Origin of the sequence: Escherichia sp. WS1450 (assembly GCF_046487395.1) — a bacterium.
GTDB lineage: Bacteria > Pseudomonadota > Gammaproteobacteria > Enterobacterales > Enterobacteriaceae > Escherichia > Escherichia coli.
On record NZ_JBJQJO010000008.1, the window covers coordinates 205,747 to 225,618 of the forward strand.

14 protein-coding genes and 1 pseudogene are annotated in these 19,872 nt (G+C 49.4%); 10 read left to right on the forward strand and 5 right to left on the reverse strand.

Annotation, left to right across the window (positions count from 1 at the left end):
• The first annotated feature begins 17 nt into the window (after positions 1-17).
• The 6 genes from nrfB (at position 18) to ACJHYR_RS12550 (ending at position 10,186) form a co-directional block, all read left to right on the forward strand.
• The gene (nrfB, locus tag ACJHYR_RS12525; RefSeq protein ID WP_000383920.1) at positions 18-2,255 is read left to right on the forward strand and encodes a cyclic di-3',5'-guanylate-activated glycosyltransferase NrfB; all 2,238 of its coding nucleotides are present in this window, start codon (positions 18-20) and stop codon (positions 2,253-2,255) included.
• Positions 2,242-5,214 carry a bacteriophage adsorption protein NfrA gene (nfrA, locus tag ACJHYR_RS12530; RefSeq protein ID WP_072837447.1) on the forward strand — a complete coding sequence of 991 codons (2,973 nt, stop codon included), beginning with the start codon at positions 2,242-2,244 and terminating at the stop codon, positions 5,212-5,214. The genes nrfB and nfrA overlap by 14 nt, the downstream gene beginning before the upstream one ends.
• Entirely contained in the window at positions 5,215-6,105 is an 891-nt protein-coding gene (locus ACJHYR_RS12535) for a DUF4434 family protein (RefSeq protein WP_001224581.1), read from the forward strand.
• Between the two features lie 182 nt (positions 6,106-6,287).
• Positions 6,288-7,049, forward strand: a complete 762-nt coding sequence (gene envY / locus ACJHYR_RS12540) for a DNA-binding transcriptional regulator EnvY (protein ID WP_001177464.1) — start codon at positions 6,288-6,290, stop codon at positions 7,047-7,049.
• A 512-nt stretch (positions 7,050-7,561) separates the two neighbouring features.
• Positions 7,562-8,515: an omptin family outer membrane protease OmpT gene (gene ompT, locus ACJHYR_RS12545; protein ID WP_001201825.1), complete on the forward strand. Its 954-nt coding sequence runs from the start codon at positions 7,562-7,564 to the stop codon at positions 8,513-8,515.
• Positions 8,516-8,701: 186 nt separating this feature from the next.
• A complete protein-coding gene (locus ACJHYR_RS12550) occupies positions 8,702-10,186 on the forward strand; it encodes an alpha/beta hydrolase (RefSeq protein WP_001226375.1) in 1,485 nt (494 codons plus the stop codon).
• Between the two features lie 183 nt (positions 10,187-10,369).
• Here ACJHYR_RS12550 and ACJHYR_RS12555 read toward each other — a convergent pair.
• Positions 10,370-10,582: pseudogene (locus ACJHYR_RS12555) on the reverse strand (tail fiber assembly protein); the annotation flags it as partial.
• A 149-nt stretch (positions 10,583-10,731) separates the two neighbouring features.
• On the opposite strand from ACJHYR_RS12555, the gene ACJHYR_RS12560 reads away from it, so the two are divergent.
• The 4 genes from ACJHYR_RS12560 to ACJHYR_RS12575 all read left to right on the forward strand — a co-directional run bounded on the left by ACJHYR_RS12560 (position 10,732) and on the right by ACJHYR_RS12575 (position 13,090).
• The gene (locus tag ACJHYR_RS12560) at positions 10,732-11,400 is read left to right on the forward strand and encodes a class I SAM-dependent methyltransferase (protein WP_000239874.1); all 669 of its coding nucleotides are present in this window, start codon (positions 10,732-10,734) and stop codon (positions 11,398-11,400) included.
• A 365-nt stretch (positions 11,401-11,765) separates the two neighbouring features.
• Positions 11,766-11,879, forward strand: coding sequence for a YnaM/YnfT family protein (locus tag ACJHYR_RS12565; RefSeq protein WP_120795384.1), 114 nt, complete (start codon positions 11,766-11,768; stop codon positions 11,877-11,879).
• 68 nt (positions 11,880-11,947) lie between these two features.
• Positions 11,948-12,181, forward strand: a complete 234-nt coding sequence (gene ydfK / locus ACJHYR_RS12570; protein WP_000836762.1) for a cold shock protein YdfK — start codon at positions 11,948-11,950, stop codon at positions 12,179-12,181.
• A 318-nt stretch (positions 12,182-12,499) separates the two neighbouring features.
• Positions 12,500-13,090 (forward strand): recombinase family protein, encoded by a 591-nt coding sequence (locus tag ACJHYR_RS12575; protein ID WP_000087133.1) that lies wholly within the window; start codon positions 12,500-12,502, stop codon positions 13,088-13,090.
• Positions 13,091-13,187: 97 nt separating this feature from the next.
• On the opposite strand, the gene ACJHYR_RS12580 is transcribed toward ACJHYR_RS12575, so the two are convergent.
• The 4 genes from ACJHYR_RS12580 to ACJHYR_RS12595 form a co-directional block, all read right to left on the reverse strand.
• Complete coding sequence (locus ACJHYR_RS12580) at positions 13,188-13,763, reverse strand: tail fiber assembly protein (RefSeq protein ID WP_000885627.1); 576 nt, start codon at positions 13,761-13,763, stop codon at positions 13,188-13,190.
• Entirely contained in the window at positions 13,763-16,789 is a 3,027-nt protein-coding gene (locus ACJHYR_RS12585) for a phage tail protein (RefSeq protein ID WP_000279073.1), read from the reverse strand. Before ACJHYR_RS12585 ends, ACJHYR_RS12580 begins: the two co-directional genes overlap by 1 nt.
• A gap of 64 nt (positions 16,790-16,853) precedes the next feature.
• Complete coding sequence (locus ACJHYR_RS12590) at positions 16,854-17,453, reverse strand: Ail/Lom family outer membrane beta-barrel protein (protein WP_001230297.1); 600 nt, start codon at positions 17,451-17,453, stop codon at positions 16,854-16,856.
• 66 nt (positions 17,454-17,519) lie between these two features.
• Positions 17,520-19,872, reverse strand: a 2,353-nt coding sequence (locus tag ACJHYR_RS12595; protein ID WP_410233113.1) for a phage tail tip protein, incomplete at its 5' end; no start/stop codon positions are given.

A 19,872-nucleotide genomic window follows, 5' to 3' on the forward strand; every position in this document is an offset into this window, starting at 1 on the left:
TAATGTAAGGTTTTTGTGTGGACTGGCTTCTTGATGTTTTTGCTACCTGGCTCTACGGCTTAAAAGTAATCGCGATAACGTTAGCGGTCATCATGTTCATCAGCGGGCTGGACGATTTTTTTATTGATGTCGTCTACTGGGTACGCCGCATTAAACGCAAGTTGAGTGTTTATCGCCGCTACCCGCGAATGAGTTACCGCGAACTGTATAAACCAGATGAAAAACCGTTAGCGATTATGGTTCCGGCGTGGAATGAAACGGGCGTCATCGGCAATATGGCCGAGCTGGCGGCGACTACGCTCGACTATGAAAACTATCATATCTTTGTTGGCACCTACCCCAACGACCCCGATACTCAGCGTGATGTTGACGAAGTGTGCGCTCGCTTCCCAAACGTGCATAAGGTAGTCTGCGCGCGTCCTGGCCCCACCAGCAAAGCCGACTGCCTGAACAACGTGCTGGACGCCATCACCCAGTTTGAGCGTAGCGCCAATTTCGCTTTTGCTGGTTTTATTCTGCATGACGCCGAAGATGTGATTTCACCGATGGAATTGCGTCTGTTCAACTATCTGGTCGAGCGTAAAGATCTGATTCAGATCCCGGTGTATCCGTTCGAACGCGAATGGACGCACTTCACCAGCATGACTTACATTGATGAGTTTTCAGAACTGCATGGCAAAGATGTTCCGGTGCGTGAAGCCCTCGCCGGACAAGTGCCCAGCGCAGGCGTCGGTACCTGTTTCAGCCGCCGCGCCGTGACCGCACTGTTAGCTGACGGTGACGGTATTGCTTTCGACGTGCAGAGTCTTACTGAAGATTACGACATTGGTTTCCGCCTGAAAGAAAAAGGTATGACGGAAATTTTTGTCCGTTTTCCGGTGGTGGACGAAGCCAAAGAACGCGAGCAGCGTAAATTTTTACAGCACGCGCGGACGTCAAACATGATCTGCGTGCGCGAATATTTCCCCGATACCTTTTCGACTGCGGTTCGACAAAAATCTCGCTGGATCATCGGCATTGTTTTCCAGGGCTTTAAAACCCACAAATGGACCTCCAGTCTGACGCTGAACTACTTTCTCTGGCGCGACCGCAAAGGGGCAATCAGTAACTTTGTCAGCTTCCTCGCGATGCTGGTGATGATCCAGCTTTTGCTGTTGCTGGCGTATGAAAGTTTGTGGCCCGATGCCTGGCATTTCCTTTCTATTTTCAGCGGCAGCGCATGGTTAATGACTCTGCTGTGGCTAAACTTTGGCTTGATGATTAACCGCATCGTGCAGCGGGTGATTTTCGTTACTGGCTACTACGGCCTGACGCAGGGGCTGCTATCTGTCCTGCGTCTTTTCTGGGGCAACCTGATTAACTTCATGGCCAACTGGCGCGCGTTAAAACAGGTACTTCAACACGGCGATCCACGTCGCGTCGCGTGGGATAAAACAACGCATGACTTCCCCAGCGTGACTGGCGATACCCGCTCGTTGCGCCCGTTAGGCCAAATTCTGCTGGAAAATCAGGTCATCACTGAAGAACAACTCGATACAGCACTGCGTAATCGCGTCGAAGGTCTACGCCTGGGCGGTTCAATGCTGATGCAGGGGCTGATTAGCGCCGAACAGCTGGCACAGGCGCTGGCAGAGCAAAACGGCGTGGCGTGGGAGTCGATCGACGCCTGGCAGATCCCTTCATCACTGATTGCCGAAATGCCGGCTTCCGTGGCGCTGCATTATGCAGTACTGCCGCTGCGTCTGGAAAATGATGAGTTAATTGTCGGCAGTGAAGATGGTATTGACCCGGTTTCGCTGGCGGCCCTGACGCGTAAAGTCGGACGCAAAGTGCGTTACGTCATTGTTCTGCGGGGACAAATTGTCACGGGGTTACGCCACTGGTATGCGCGCCGACGCGGTCACGATCCGCGGGCAATGTTGTACAATGCGGTTCAGCATCAGTGGCTCACGGAACAGCAGGCCGGTGAAATCTGGCGGCAATATGTACCGCATCAGTTCCTGTTCGCCGAAATACTGACCACGCTCGGTCATATTAATCGTTCAGCAATTAACGTGTTGTTATTGCGCCATGAACGCAGTTCTCTGCCGCTCGGCAAGTTTTTGGTCACCGAAGGCGTTATCAGCCAGGAAACGTTGGATCGCGTCCTGACAATTCAACGCGAATTACAAGTTTCGATGCAATCACTATTACTCAAAGCAGGTTTAAACACAGAACAGGTTGCGCAACTGGAGTCCGAAAATGAAGGAGAATAACCTTAATCGCGTCATCGGATGGTCTGGTTTACTGCTGACGTCTTTATTGAGTACCAGCGCACTCGCAGACAATATCGGCACCAGCGCAGAAGAGCTGGGGCTGAGCGATTATCGCCATTTTGTTATTTATCCCCGTCTCGACAAGGCGCTGAAGGCACAGAAAAATAACGACGAAGCAACCGCCATCCGCGAATTTGAATATATACACCAGCAGGTGCCGGATAATATTCCGCTAACTTTATACCTTGCGGAAGCCTATCGCCATTTTGGTCATGATGACCGGGCGCGGCTGTTGCTTGAGGATCAACTGAAACGTCACCCAGGAGATGCCCGACTTGAGCGCAGTCTGGCGGCTATTCCAGTTGAAGTGAAAAGCGTTACGACTGTTGAAGAACTGCTTGCCCAGCAAAAAGCGTGCGATGCTGCGCCGACCCTGCGTTGTCGCAGTGAAGTTGGGCAGAATGCCCTGCGGCTGGCACAATTACCTGTCGCCAGAGCGCAACTGAACGATGCGACGTTTGCTGCATCGCCGGAAGGAAAAACGCTGCGAACCGATCTGCTGCAACGGGCAATCTACCTGAAGCAATGGTCCCAGGCAGATACGCTATACAATGAAGCACGCCAGCAGAACACATTAAGCGCGGCAGAACGCCGCCAGTGGTTTGATGTGCTTCTTGCCGGGCAGCTGGACGATCGGATCCTGGCGCTGCAATCACAGGGGATCTTCACCGATCCGCAGTCATATATTACTTACGCGACCGCGCTGGCTTATCGTGACGAAAAAGCACGCCTCCAGCGTTATCTCATTGAAAATACGCCGCTATTTACCACGGACGCACAAGAGAAAAGTTGGCTCTATCTGTTATCTAAATACAGCGGCAACCCCGTTCAGGCGTTGGCGAATTATACGGTACAGTTTGCCGACAACCGCCAGTATGTTGTTGGCGCGACGCTACCGGTGCTGTTAAAAGAAGGTCAGTACGACGCAGCGCAAAAACTGCTCGCCACCCTCCCCGCCAATGAAATGCTTGAGGAGCGTTATACCGTTAGCGTAGCGACCCATAACAAGGCTGAAGCTCTGCGTCTGGCACGATTGCTGTATCAGCAAGAACCGGCAAATCTTACCCGCCTGGATCAACTGACCTGGCAACTGATGCAGAACGAGCAGTCACGCGAAGCTGCCGATTTATTGCTGCAACGCTATCCTTTCCAGGGCGATGCGCGTGTCAGCCAGACTTTAATGGCGCGACTGGCGTCTCTGCTGGAAAGTCATCCTTACCTGGCAACGCCGGCGAAGGTGGCGATTTTATCGAAACCCTTACCGCTGGCGGAGCAACGTCAGTGGCAAAGTCAGTTGCCGGGTATTGCAGATAATTGCCCGGCAATAGTTCGCTTGCTGGGCGATATGTCGCCTTCCTACGATGCCGCCGCCTGGAACCGTCTGGCAAAGTGTTATCGGGACACGCTACCCGGTGTGGCGTTGTATGCATGGCTTCAGGCCGAACAACGACAACCGAACGCCTGGCAACATCGTGCGGTAGCCTATCAGGCGTATCAGGTTGAGGACTACGCCACCGCACTGGCGGCCTGGCAGAAAATCAGTCTTCACGACATGAACAATGAGGATCTGCTTGCTGCTGCCAATACCGCCCAGGCGGCAGGAAATGGTGCGGCTCGCGATCGCTGGCTTCAGCAGGCAGAACAACGTGGGCTGGGAAACAATGCCCTCTACTGGTGGCTGCATGCGCAACGTTACATTCCTGGTCAGCCGGAACTCGCACTGAACGATCTCACGCGCTCAATCAATATTGCGCCTTCTGCCAACGCTTACGTTGCGCGGGCGACAATTTATCGCCAACGTCATAATGTCCCGGCGGCAGTGAGTGATTTGCGCGCCGCGCTGGAACTGGAGCCGAATAATAGCAACACCCAGGCAGCGCTCGGTTACGCCTTGTGGGATAGCGGTGATATCGCACAGTCGCGGGAAATGCTCGAACAGGCGCATAAAGGGCTACCGGACGATCCGGCACTTATCCGACAACTGGCCTACGTGAACCAGCGTCTGGATGACATGCCTGCGACGCAGCACTACGCCCGGCTGGTGATTGATGACATTGATAATCAGGCGCTGATAACCCCACTGACCCCAGAGCAAAATCAGCAACGCTTCAATTTCCGCCGTCTGCATGAGGAGGTCGGTCGCCGCTGGACGTTCAGTTTCGATTCTTCTATCGGCTTGCGTTCCGGCGCAATGAGTACCGCTAACAATAATGTCGGCGGCGCAGCGCCAGGGAAAAGCTATCGTAGCTATGGGCAACTGGAAGCCGAGTACCGCATCGGACGCAATATGCTGCTGGAAGGCGACCTGCTCTCAGTTTATAGCCGCGTCTTTGCCGATACCGGAGAAAACGGGGTGATGATGCCGGTGAAAAATCCGATGTCCGGCACCGGTCTGCGCTGGAAGCCGCTGCGCGATCAGATCTTTTTCCTCGCCGTCGAACAGCAGTTGCCGCTGAACGGGCAAAATGGCGCATCCGATACCATGCTGCGCGCCAGCGCCTCATTCTTTAATGGCGGCAAATACAGCGACGAATGGCACCCGAACGGTTCAGGCTGGTTTGCCCAAAACCTGTACCTCGATGCGGCGCAATATGTCCGTCAGGATATTCAGGCGTGGACGGCAGATTATCGCGTCAGCTGGCATCAGAAGGTGGCGAACGGGCAGACTATTGAGCCTTACGCTCACGTTCAGGACAACGGCTATCGTGATAAAGGCACTCAGGGCGCACAGCTTGGCGGTGTCGGGGTCCGCTGGAATATCTGGACCGGCGAGACGCACTACGACGCCTGGCCGCACAAAGTCAGTCTCGGCGTCGAGTATCAACATACCTTTAAGGCGATTAATCAACGTAACGGAGAGCGCAACAACGCGTTTCTCACCATTGGAGTGCACTGGTAAATGCGTAAGTTCATTTTCGTATTGCTGACACTGCTTTTGGTCAGCCCTTTTTCCTTTGCGATGAAAGGTATTATCTGGCAGCCACAAAACCGTGATAGTCAGGTTACCGATACCCAGTGGCAGGGGCTGATGAGTCAGTTACGTTTGCAAGGCTTCGATACCCTGGTTTTGCAATGGACCCGTTACGGCGATGCATTCACCCAGCCAGAACAGCGCGCGTTATTGTTTAAGCGTGCCGCAGCTGCGCAACAGGCTGGCCTGAAGCTGATTGTCGGGCTGAACGCCGATCCGGAATTTTTTATGCACCAGAAACAGTCATCCGCGGCGCTGGAAAGCTATCTTAATCGCCTGCTGGCTGCCGATCTCCAGCAAGCCAGATTATGGAGCGCCGTACCTGGCGTAACGCCGGATGGCTGGTACATCAGCGCGGAAATTGACGACCTGAACTGGCGCAGCGAAGCCGCCCGTCAGCCTTTGCTGACATGGTTAAACAACGCGCAGCGGTTGATTAGCGATGTTTCAGCAAAACCGGTTTATATCAGTAGTTTTTTCGCCGGAAACATGTCGCCCGATGGCTATCGCCAACTGCTGGAACACGTTAAAGCAACCGGCGTTAATGTCTGGGTACAGGATGGCAGCGGCGTGGATAAACTTACCGCTGAACAGCGTGAACGTTATCTACAGGCCAGCGCCGATTGCCAAAGTTCCGCCCCTGCCAGCGGCATTGTTTATGAACTGTTTGTCGCCGGCAAAGGCAAAACCTTTACAGCGAAACCGAAACCGGATGCAGAGATCGCCTCGCTGTTAGCGAAACGTTCCTCTTGCGGTAAAGACACGCTCTATTTCTCTCTGCGCTATTTGCCCGTCGCGCACGGCATTCTCGAGTATTAAATCTCCTTCAGGTAAGTCGGGTACGACCTGGCTTACCTCTTTCGCTCTCGTCAGAATTCCATCAAGATTAATTGCTAAAAAGCGTGCTAAAGAAAGAAGATCGTTATCGGCGAACGGGCCGATCACTCATGCAGGAAGCATAGATCCTTTGAGCGGAGTTTCTGATATCTGAGGAGTGCGAAATGCAATTGAGCAGCAGTGAACCTTGCGTGGTGATCCTGACCGAAAAAGAGGTAGAGGTAAGCGTCAATAACCATGCCACGTTTACCCTTCCGAAAAATTACCTGGCCGCCTTCGCGTGCAACAATAACGTCATTGAACTCTCAACGTTAAATCACGTATTAATCACCCACATCAACCGCAACATCATCAACGATTATCTGTTGTTTTTAAATAAGAACTTAACCTGTGTAAAGCCCTGGTCGCGGCTGGCAACCCCGGTTATCGCTTGTCATAGCCGTACACCGGAAGTGTTCCGGCTAGCCGCCAACCACAGCAAGCAGCAACCCAGCAAACCCTGCGAAGCGGAGTTGACGCGCGCATTGCTTTTTACCGTATTGTCTAACTTTCTTGAGCAATCGCGGTTTATTGCCCTACTGATGTATATCTTACGCAGCAGCGTCCGCGACAGCGTCTGCCGCATTATTCAAAGCGATATTCAGCATTACTGGAATCTGCGAATTGTCGCCAGTTCGCTATGTTTAAGCCCCAGCCTGCTCAAAAAGAAATTAAAAAACGAAAATACCAGCTATAGCCAGATTGTCACAGAGTGTCGTATGCGTTACGCCGTACAGATGTTATTGATGGATAACAAAAATATCACTCAGGTAGCGCAATTATGTGGCTATAGCAGCACGTCGTACTTTATCTCTGTTTTTAAGGCGTTTTACGGCCTGACACCGTTGAATTATCTCGCCAAACAGCGACAAAAAGTGATGTGGTGAAGGGCAAAGCGGAAACGGATAAGACGGGGATAAATGAAGAAGAAATGGCGCGCCCTGCAGGATTCGAACCTGCGGCCCACGACTTAGAAGTTCCTAGAACGACATTTTAAGTCAACAACTTACCGCGCCATCTCTGCGCTCACACGTCCCACTACCTCAAAACATGTAAAGCCTTGCAAGCCATTGTGAGGCCTTATGTGTCTCAGTTTTGTCCCTCTTTTTTGTACTAAAAAACATAGCAATTGAGGATAAACCTCATGCTATTTTCGCTTATATGCCTTTAAAGGCATGGCGCTTAAATAGATAAAAACACCACAAAAGCATAAAAAACCACACAGTAAAACCGCAACATAAAACAATAACAGATAATTAAACCAAAAACAGATAGCGCATTGTGATAATCATTCAATACTAAACAAAATATAAATAGTGGAGCAATATGTGATTGACTCATTAAGTTAGATATAAAAAATACATATTCAATCATTAAAACGATTGAATGGAGAACTTTTATGCGGGCGAAACTTCTGGGAATAGTTCTGACAACCCCTATTGCGATCAGCTCTTTTGCTTCTACCGAGACTATATCGTTTACTCCTGACAACATCAATGCGGACATTAGTCTTGGAACTCTGAGCGGAAAAACAAAAGAGCGCGTTTATCTAGCTGAAGAAGGAGGCCGAAAAGTCAGTCAACTCGACTGGAAATTCAATAACGCTGCAATTATTAAAGGTGCAATTAATTGGGATTTGATGCCCCAGATATCTATTGGGGCTGCGGGCTGGACTACTCTCGGCAGCCGAGGTGGCAATATGGTCGATCAGGACTGGATGGATTCCAGTAACCCCGGAACCTGGACAGATGAAAGTAGGCACCCTGATACACAACTCAATTATGCCAACGAATTTGATCTGAATATCAAAGGCTGGCTCCTCAACGAACCCAATTACCGCCTGGGACTCATGGCCGGATATCAGGAAAGCCGTTATAGCTTTACAGCCAGAGGTGGTTCCTATATCTACAGTTCTGAGGAGGGATTCAGAGATGATATCGGCTCCTTCCCGAATGGAGAAAGAGCAATCGGCTACAAACAACGTTTTAAAATGCCCTACATTGGCTTGACTGGAAGTTATCGTTATGAAGATTTTGAGCTAGGTGGCACATTTAAATACAGCGGCTGGGTGGAAGCATCTGATAACGATGAGCACTATGACCCAGGAAAAAGAATCACTTATCGCAGTAAAGTCAAAGACCAAAATTACTATTCTGTTGCAGTCAATGCAGGTTATTACGTAACACCTAACGCAAAGGTTTATGTTGAAGGCGCATGGAATCGGGTTACGAATAAAAAAGGTAATACTTCACTTTATGATCACAATGATAACACTTCAGACTACAGCAAAAATGGTGCAGGCATAGAAAACTATAACTTCATCACTACTGCTGGTCTTAAGTACACCTTTTAACGAAGTTAACCAGATTTTCTCCCCGGTGGTATTGTATAACCCCGGGGAATTTGTTTACAGTTACAAGTAGGCAATATCCACTAATTTTGTAAGCATTTAACCTATGTCATAACGTGTAATCTCTTACCGCAACACAAGACCTCAATATATTCAAATCTTATCTTTATTCCGATATTCAGAGACACAATGCGAAAAATAATTACTCATTTCAAAGTTGTTTTAACGTTACTTCTACCAGTAACCGTATCTGCCCAGCAGATACAGTGGCAATCCTGTATGGCCAGTCAATTCAACCACTGGTTTGGTGAGGAAAAACCGTCTCCTGACTTACTATGTGGTTATTTGTCTGTTCCATTAAAATATACAGACACAGGCGGAGATGCTTCTTATGAAAAAAAATCACAAGTCAAACTAGCGTTGACAAAATTGCCGGCAAAAAGCAAGCATAAAGGAAGTATCCTGATAATAAGTGGTGGTCCCGGGTTACCAGGCATAAATCCTTATATTAACTTTGACTGGCCAGTCACAAATCTTCGTGAGTCATGGGATATTATTGGATTTGATCCTCGAGGCGTCGGACAGTCCACTCCGACAATAAACTGCCGGCAATCAGATACAGAGACTCAGGAAAACATAACCGAAAAGCAACAAGTATTAAATAAAATTAATGCCTGTATCCATAATACCGGAGCCGAAGTCATTCGCCATATCGGCTCTAACGAGGCTGTATACGATATTGATCGTATTAGGCAAGCCTTGGGGGATAAACAACTGACAGCCGTGGCGTATTCGTATGGAACTCAAATTGCAGCCTTATATGCAGAACGTTTTCCCTACAACGTAAGATCTATCGTTCTTGATGGAGTCGTCGATATCGATGACCTGGAGGACAACTTCACATGGCAACTCAAACAGGCACAGAGTTATCAGGAAACGTTTGATCGCTTTGCATCCTGGTGTGCGCGTACAAAAAGTTGCCCGCTTTCTTCAGACAGAGATAAGGCAATAACTCAGTTCCATGAGCTATTATCAAAATTACATCACAAACCTTTATTAGACAGTAAGGGAGAAAATATATCTTCAGATGAACTCATATCATTAACAACAGACCTTCTGCTATGGCGTTCATCATGGCCAACCCTTGCAACTGCCATACGCCAGTTCTCTCAGGGGATTGTCAGTAATGAAATTGAAACTGCGCTCAGTGCTCCGATAGCCTCAGAAGAGTCAAGCGATGCTTCGGGGGTAATCCTCTGTGTAGATCAGGGGGATGAGCAATTAACACCAGAAGAGCGAAAATCCCGAAAAGACGCTCTTGCGAATGCCTTCCCGGCTATTAACTTTGACAATGGACGTTCCGATTCACCTGATTTTTGTGAATTATGGCCAATACATAGCGACCTGAACAAAACTCGCCTGAAAAATACTGTTCTGCCCTCTGGTTTACTGTTTGTAGCACACAAATACGACCCAACAACGCCCTGGATTAATGCCCGTAAGATGGCAGAGAAATTTTCCAGCCCGTTACTAACAATAAATGGTGATGGGCATACATTAGCTCTCACCGGAGTTAATTTATGTGTAGATAAAGCAGTTGTACATCACCTGATCACTCCACAAAAAATAGAAAATATATACTGCCCAGGAAATTCTGAAGCAGAAATACAATAATTTCAAAATATTCCGCTATTTGCTCCCAATGCAAAACATATATTGCATTGGGAGCATATTCATATTTTTGTTATTATTGTATGAAATCGTCTCATGTACACGGTCCTTTTTTCGCCGAAAACTGATATTACTTTAATCAAAAGTTGACGTGCCAGATTCGAAGTAAATTTATAAAATATCAAATCAATATACATTTTGCACCTTCGAGATAGTAATGACTGTTACTGTAACATGAGTTACAAACAGCTTCATACCCAGAGCTACTGATGTATCAACTCGATTCAACAATACCCGATATTTATTCCATGCCTCCAGCAACGATCTTTCTTCCTCCATTGCGATTTCCAGATCTACAGCATCCTGCAGTGGCGCAATATACTCACTGAATTCCTGGATGTAGAACTGTGTAGTGACGGTCTTCCAGCCATTCGGCTCCTGCTGTATCGAAGCATACCAGGCTATTTCAATATCGCTATGCTGCGGCAGCATTTAACCCCTTGTAATTCATCGCCATAATTGATTTAATTCACAAATAAAACTATAACATGGTGAAATTAATGAAAAAAAACACAGATGATGGGGCTAAAATTTACACACCACTTACCCTAAAGCTTTATGACTGGTGGGTTTTGGGAGTATCAAATCGGCTTGCATGGGGATGTCCTACAAAGGAACACCTTCTTCCACACTTTCTGGAACATTTAGGTAACAACCATCTGGATATTGGTGTTGGAACTGGGTTTTACCTTACTCACGTACCTGAGAGTAGTCTGATATCTTTAATGGATTTGAACGAAGCTAGCCTGAACGCGGCATCTACAAGGGCTGGGGAATCAAAAATTAAACATAAAATTAACCATGATGTTTTTGAACCTTATCCCGCGGCGTTACATGGTCAATTTGATTCCATTTCCATGTTTTACCTTCTTCACTGCCTGCCTGGAAATATATCTACAAAAAGCTGTGTAATACGCAATGCGGCGCAGGCCTTAACTGACGATGGAACTCTATACGGAGCCACAATTCTTGGCGATGGAGTTGTGCACAATAGCTTCGGTCAAAAACTGATGCGCATTTACAATCAGAAAGGCATCTTTTCAAACACAAAAGATTCCGAAGAAGGCTTAACACATATACTCTCAGAGCATTTCGAGAATGTTAAAACCAAGGTTCAAGGTACTGTAGTAATGTTTTCCGCTTCAGGGAAAAAATAGCATCCAACCGCAGCACGTTCTTGCATAAGGCGTGTCTGCGGTTTTTCAACTATTCAGATACATCACTCCCATCACATTCATTCCTCCGCATCATAGGCATATAGGCTATATCACCTTGATATTTTTCTTCTTCAGATAAAAACTGTTATCTATGTATACTTTTAAACCCAATCCGTGTAGAGTCTCTGCATAAGATAGTTTGCAATTGCCACTTCAGCTTGCGCCATAAACCGCCTGATTTTTGCTGCCACCTGTTAGCATTCCTGTATACCTGAAACGACAATGTTTATCTACGAACTTTAAGAACCCCCAGGATAAAAATTGTCAACTATATCATATATAACACATTACTAATTCGAGGCTATATGAACAGCATACTGATAATCACTTCGCTCCTTATCATATTCAGCATTTTTAGTCATGCTCTAATAAAATTAGGGATTGGCATATCCAATAACCCAGACAAAACCGATGTATAAGTCAACATATACTGAATCAGACATACAATATCGCAATGAAAATCAATAATATTTTAAGGAATATCTTCATGAAATCAAAAGACACCCTAAAGTGGTTCCCTGCGCAGCTTCCTGAAGTAAGAATTATCCTAGGGGATGCTGTAATGGAAGTAGCAAAACAGGGAAGACCTATCAATACCAGAACATTGCTTGATCACATTGAAGGAAACATAAAGAAAAAGTCATGGCTGGATAACAAAGAATTATTACAAACAGCGATATCAGTTCTTAAAGACAACAAAAATTTAAATGGTAAAATGTAATATAATAAACTTACTTTTTTATCATTTTTCCACTTTAACAACATTTTGCTCCACTTTTCCACGACCAAACAACTTGAAATCTGGTTAAAATAACACGCAACACTATTCTTCTTCCTTGAGTCCGCCCGGAACTCGAAAAACAAACCGAGTTAAGGCCATTTTTCACAAAATCGATTTTGGATCTCACCAAAATTACGGGGTTGCATACGCATTCGTTTATTTTCGAACGTGTACATACAAATATGTACAAAAATAATCAAAATTATTTTCTGAGATGCATTATGATATGTACACCAATTTCGTATAGAAGATCTCACTATGTCTCGAATTTATGCTTACTGTCGGGTATCAACTCTGGAACAAACAACCAAAAATCAACGTCGGGAAATCGAAAGTGCAGGTTTTAACATCAAATCTCAGCAAATAATTGAAGAACAAATTAGCGGCTCAGCAGCAACCAGTGAGCGTCCTGGTTTTAACCAGTTGCTTGATCGACTGAAAAGAGGTGATGCATTGATTGTCACAAAACTGGATCGCCTCGGTTGTAATCCAATGGATATCAGTAAAACGGTGGAACAACTGACCAAAGCAGGTATCAAAGTGCATTGCTTAGCATTGGGGGGCGTTGACCTGACCAGTCCACCTGGAAAAATGATGATGCAAGTAATTTCAGCAGTCGCTGAATTTGAGCGAGACCTTTTACTTGAGCGTACTCATTCAGGGATATTAAGAGCACGGGGCGCAGGAAAGCGATTTGGTCGCCCACCTGTGTTAAATGATGAACAAATACAGAGGGTACTAGAGCAAATTAAGTCAGGTATAAATATAAGTGACATTGCCCAAGAATTCAAAACCTCGCGGCAAACCATTTTAAGAGCTAAAGCAAAAAATCAGACACCTGATATATAAAAATAATCTCGGTGTGAGATTCCTTACGTTTTCCAAGCCCCCCTTCCTAGCCTTAAATGGAAAGATACTTCTAATTATAGAATTTATATATCTTACCCTACGGTAGGGCTGGCCATTCAATATCCGGTGCAGTTGATGTATCAACACGATTCAGCAACACCCGATACTTTTTCCAGGCTTCCAGCAACAAGGTTTCTTTCTCCGTTGCGATCTCCAGATCCACAGCATCCTGAAGCGGCGCTATATGCTCACTGGCTACCTGCATCAGGCTGTTTTTTGTTTCTTCCGCCTCCCGGATCCGGAACAGTTTTTCTGCTTCCGTATCCTTCACCCAGGCTGTGCCGTTCCACTTCTGAAACTCCCCTTCCGGGGATAACCAGGTGACATTTTCCGGTAATGAGCCGAGTTCAGAAATAAATAACGCGTCGCCGGAAGCCACGTCATAAACCGTTTTACCCCGATGATCTTCAACGAGATGCCACGATGACTCATCACTGTTGAAAACAGCCACGAAACCAGCCGGAATATCTGGCGGTGCAATATCGGTACTGTTTGCTGGCAGACCTGTATGAGGCGGAATATATGCATCACCTTCACCAATAAATTCATTAGTTCCGGACAGCAGATTATAAATTTTTATGGTCCGTGGTTGTTCACTCATTCTGAATGCCATTATGCAAGCCTCACAATATAGTTAAATGCGATGTTTTTGACGGTGTTTTCCGCGTTACCAGCAGCGTTAACGGTGATGGTGTGTCCATGTGAGCCAATCGCAACCGAGTGCGTATGAGCACCAATACCGACAGTATGTGCGTGAGCACCTGCAGATGCAGCTGTGCCGCTGACACTATGAGTGTGCGCTCCTGCAGCACTTGTATTCACACTGGCCGCAGACACTACCTTATGTACTGACCCATTTTGTGACCACTGGCTGACTGCTGATGCGCCTGTGACACTATGAGTATGGTTTCCGGCACTTGCGGCTGTACCGCTCACACTGTGCGTATGCGCCCCGATGTTATTCGTGGATTTAGTGCCGTAATCAAACGACGATGTGGTTTTCGTCCCCAAATCCGTACTGGATGCGCTGGCGCTGTGGGTGTGCGATTTAATGCCGTCCTGTTCCTGAGACAATACAGCCCGACCACTGGCAGGTTTGCCCTTAATCGTCCAGCCACGCATATCAGGGATCACGCCTGACGGATAAGCGGCTGCAAGTTTCGGGTATGCAGATTTGTCAAAAGTCTGCCCCTGCATCAGGGCATAACCAGACGGAACGGTATCTGATGGCCACGGGATTGGTGCACCGACTGGATAAAACTCTGCAGGAGGATGAGCTGAGGTGTAAAGCTGCGCCCACGGCGACCAGTTTGCGTCGGTCGTATCCCGTCGTGAACGAATAAATGCCGGAGCATGAGCACCGCTTGTACCACTCCAGCCGATGAGTAACTCACCTTCGCCAACGGCTGTCATCCCTTTCAGGTGAATGATATTTCCATACGCTGTTGGATATCCGTTGTTATACACCTCGTATAACTCAAGACCTGTTGCCCCCTGCGTATTGTCTGTCAGCGCGATTACCCGACCTTTTGAAGCCAGATTAACTGATGATACTGCTGTTCCACCTGACGGTAACGCCCCGATCTCTGATGCCGTTGGCTTATTTCTGGAGTTATAGTCCCTTCGCCAGCCAGGTGAATAATCTGTTCCGTGATTAATATAGGTAAACTGGGCGTTAGTTGTTCCACCACCAGTGGAGGTGGTCGGTGTGGTAATGCGGATCGTCATCGCTGACTTTATCCCCATTACTTCAATGACAGCTCCGGCGAGATGAATATTACCGCAGCCAGTATCAGTAATGATTTTATTATTGCCATAAGACCAGGAACCCTTGCACATCCAGTATGGATGGTTAAATGCTCCCTGAGAATCCAGCCACTCGATAAACTGTGCAGTCGTCCAGTCTCCTGTTGTTGTGCTTACTGACCCACCGAAGGCGCGGCAGGCACCAATATTTTTCGTAAAGGTGTCTTTGCCAGGGATATCCGCACCGTTCTGATCTTTCTGCAGACGTTTCTCAGCATTGTCATTGGCTGCTTTTACTGCCTTTGGCGTTGCCGCCAGCGTTTCAGACGTGCTGTTGGTCGCGCTGCTGAGCTGAACTATCCCTTTCTGTGCTGTCGTTGCATCCTGTGCGGTGTATTTCCCGTTAGCCAGGTCATACGCGGCCTTAACTGCTTTTGGCGTTGCCGCCAGTGACTCGGAAGTGCTGTCGATCGCACTGCTGAGCTGTACTATCCCCTTTTTCGTCGTGCTCGCATCCTCAAGCGCCACGGCGGATGCAATATCCTCTGCCCGTTTTGCTGCTGTCTCAGCGCGCGTTGCCGCGGATTCTGCTGTACTTTTGCTCTGTGCTGCCGCCGTCGCACTGCCAGCTGCCTCTGTCGCCTTCGTGGATGCCGTCGTGGCGCTGCCCTTCGCTGCTGACGCCTGTCTGGTCGCCTCATCTTTTGAAGCAGACGCAGATGATGCCGATGACGCCGCCGAACTGGCTGACGATGCGGCTGCCGTTTTTGAGGATTCTGCACTGGTTTCCGACGCTTTCGCATTCGTTTCGGATGTCTTCGCTGCGGATGCAGACCTCGCTGCTGCGCTGGCCTGTTCAGCGGCTTCGCCAGCCTTCGTTGTAGCTGTTGAAGCGGACGATGCAGCGCTTTCTGCCGATTTTCCGGCGGCAGTGGCACTGGCTGAGGCCTGCCCGGCACTTGTTGACGCTGCACTGGCAGACGACGCAGCCGCTGTTTTTGAGCCTGCTGCTGCGGAGGCACTCTGTTCCGCTGCCGTTTCAGAAGCCTTGGCGTTCGTCTCGGACGTTTTTGCCGCCTTCGCGGAATTTCCTGCCGCCGTAGCCGAGGAAGCTGCGCTGCTGGCGCTCGAGGCTGCGTTCGTTTCTGATGATTTTGCCGCCTCTTTTGAAGCCGACGCATCCCGTGCTGAAGTGGCTGCTTCTGACGCTTTCGTGGTCGCGGTGGATGCAGAAGTGGCTGCTGATTGTTGTGACGCTGCCGCATTCGTTTCTGACGTTTTTGCCGTAGCGGCACTGGTGGCCGCCGCGCTTTTTGAGGACTCTGCAGCGGCAGCACTTTTTGATGCTTCAGTGGCCTTTGCTGATGCCGTTCCTGCGCTGGAAGACGCTGACTGAGCCGACGAAGCGGCCTGTCCGGCTGACGTGCTGGCTGCGCGTGCTGAGCCTGCAGCATCAGTCGCATGGGTTGCCGCCTCACGGGCTGATGTGCTGGCATCGCTGGCTGACTTCTTCGCGGCTGCTGTGTTCTGTGCCACCGCGGACGCGTTACGCGCCACCTCTTCCACCATCAGTTCAAAACGTCTCAGTGCCTCCGGACGGGCATCATCCTCCGTCATGGCACCGAGAAAATCATTCAGCGTACCGGGTTGAGAATCTTCATACACGGTGATGGTCCCGGCATGTGACGGCGGGAATCCCTCCACCAACAGAATAACGCTGTACTGACCGTACTCAACGTCCATACTGTAACGCCCGGCTTCATCCGGATTTTCTGAGGCCAGCGTGTTCACCACCACCGTGTTGCTGTTACGTTTTGCTTTCAGCTGGATTGTGCAGTTCTGTACCGGTTTTCCTGTGCCGTCTTTCAGTACACCTGAAATCTTTACTGCCATATTCACCCCACAAAAAAGCCCGCCTGAACCGGCGGGCTGTCATAACACTGTGTTACCTGGCTAATCAGAATTTATAACCGACACCCACGATGAAACCGTCAGTGCGCCAGTCACCACTGCCTGAGCCTTCATAAGCAATATCAATGGCCACGGATTCGGTCGGGTTAAACTGCACGCCAGCCCCCCACGCCAGAGACGTGTTGCTGTGGCGACCGTCATCACTTCCGGTCAGCACATCGTGCTTTTTCCCCTTGTTGTCAGTTACGCGGATATAATCTCCGGAGAAAGTCGAAACACGGCTGTAAGCCACACCCGCCATCGCATACGCGCTGAACCATTCATTCACGCGCACAGACGGCCCCGCCATCACGCTGAACCAGCGGTTACGCACGGAATCTTCATGCCAGCGGGTATCGCTGTAATGAGTCAGCTGGCGATTCTTGTCTTCTGCATAGCTGAATGACGTCACCATCCCCAGCGTGTCCGTAAACTCATAACGGTATTTCACGTTAATCCCGTTAAGATCATCACTGCCGGGAACGTTGGTCCGGGCATGAAGATACCCCGCGCTCAGCGTGGACTGATGTTCAGACGCCCATGCAGGCGCACAGGATACGGCCAGACAAATGGCTGCGGACAAAATGGCGGCATAAAGTTTACGCATAATTACCTCTCGCTTTTCTGCAATAAAAAAGGCGTCATTTCTGACGCCCGTTATGGGTTATAAAATTCAGCTGATACTGATACCTGCTGTGGATTTCTTCATCACCACAACCAGCAGATCGCTGATACTGGTTGTTGGTGTCCAGTTATTCGCTCCTGATGAAGATACGGTGAATGTCAGTGTCAGTGTCCCCTGTCCGGCAGGCATATCTATAACTGAAGAAAATACGCCCTGAGCATCCGTCGTGGACTGATTAAAAATCTCCTGACCATTGCGGGTCACTCTTAACCGGCAGGTTGAATACCAGTATGACTGTTGGTTATTACTGTTGAAATTCTCATGCTTACCACCGCGGAATAACACTGGCGGTATCATGACCTGCCGGTCAAATTTCTGATCATCACTGATTCTTACCGTGATGGTGCCGCTGGCATAACTGTTCGTGCGGGGGAAAGACTTGCTGACCGTTTTGACAATATCGCCTTCAATCTGGTTGGCTGACAGTTTCCCCTTAATCTGACAGTTCTCATTTATCGTGACGTTGTTGAGCGTCCCGGAGTTCGCATTCACACTGCCACTGATATCCGCATTTTTCGCCGTCAGCCGCCCGTCCGGTGTCAGGGAAAATGCCGGAGGATTGCCGCCGCTGGTAATGGTGGGGGCCGTCAGGCGTTTCAGGAACACATCGTTCATGAATATCTGGTTGCCCTGCGCCACAAACATCGGCGTTTCATTCCCGTTTGCCGGGTCAATAAACGCGATACGATTGGCGGCAACCAGAAACTGGCTCAGTTTGCCTTCCTCTGTATCCTCCATGCTGAGGCCAAGCCCCGCGACATAATGCTTACCGTCTTCGGTCTGCTCAATTTTGACGCCCCACATGGCATTCCATTTATCGTTGGCGTCTTTCCACTCTTTCGAAAACTCATCCAGTCTGCTGGCGTTATCCTCCGTCAGGTCGACTTTTTCCAGCAGCTCTTTACCGAGATGGGATTCGGTTATCTGGCCTTTGAAAAAATCCAGGTAACCTTCCGCATCATCGCTCGCCCGACCGACGGCTTCCACGAATGCCGATTTGCCAACGGTGTTCACACTGCGAACGTAAAAACAATAATCATGGCCCGGCCTGATATTGATACTGGCAGCTATCCAGTACAGCGCCGTGCCAAGATAGCGGGCTGTGGTTTCAACCTGCCTGATATCCGCAATCCGTTTTTCCGAGAACCAGAACTCAAACTGTACCGTCGGGTCATAAACCGCAAGATGCGGCGTGGCGGTTATCTGAAAATAGCCCGGTGTCAGCTCAATCCGAGACGGCGCTGCCGGTGCGGCAATCCGGAACGATACCGATGCCGGATCGCCCTGCTGTCCCCACGCATTTACCGCCCGGACTGTCAGCCTGTAGTTCCCCAGCGCCAGTTGCGTGAAGCGGTATGTGGTTTCCGTCGTCCGGGCCGTGCTGACCAGCCGCTCACTGCCGTCATCCGCTGCCACGGTCAGGCGAAGCATAAAGCTCACCCCCTTCACCACCTTCGGCGTGTCCCAGCGCGCCAGCACCTGATATTCCCCGCTGTCTGCGGTGACTTCGGCAGTCAGGTGCTGCACCGCTGGCGGCGTGACACCATTCACCGTGCCGCTCTGGTCGCCGTCAAAGTGCGCCCCGTTATCCACGATGGCCTCTTTTTCCGGTACATGCTGCACGGCGGTGATGGCATACGTGCCGTCATCGTTCTCACGGATACTCACGCAGCGGAACAGGCGCTGGCGCAGCGTCGGCAGCTTCAGCCCCCATACGCTGTATCCGGCAACGCCGTCAGGAACACGGCTCACTTTTACCTTCACGCCGTCGGTGACGGACTGGACCTCCACGCTGACCGGATTGCCACTTCCGTCAACCAGGCTTATCAGCGTGGTACCGGAGGATGGCAGCGTGATTTCACGGTCGAGCGTCAGCGTCCGGGTCTGGCTGTTCACAGCCAGCACGCGCCCGCCGATGCTGATCCCCGCATAGTCATCATCGCAGATTTCAATAACATCACCCGGCACATGGCGAAGCCCTTCGGCACCCACGCTGAAATCCACGGTCTGCGTTTCCAGCAGTTCCGTTTTAATCAGCCACAGCCCGGCGCGGTGTGCCTGCCCCCGGCTGGTACAGCCAAAGGCATCCATCTTCGTGACGTTACGACCGTAACGGAGAATGGCCTGCGTATCTTCAACAAGCTCTGTCGCCGTCTCCCAGCCGTTATTCGGATCAATCCAGTTCACCTCAACGGCATTATGGCGGTCCTTCAGGGCGCTGAAGCTGTAACGGAACGGCGCGCCATCATCCGGCATCACCACATTACTGCGGTTATAGGTCCACACCTTATCCGACGGTCGGTCCTGCACGAACGTCAGCGTCTGCCCGTTCCATACCGGC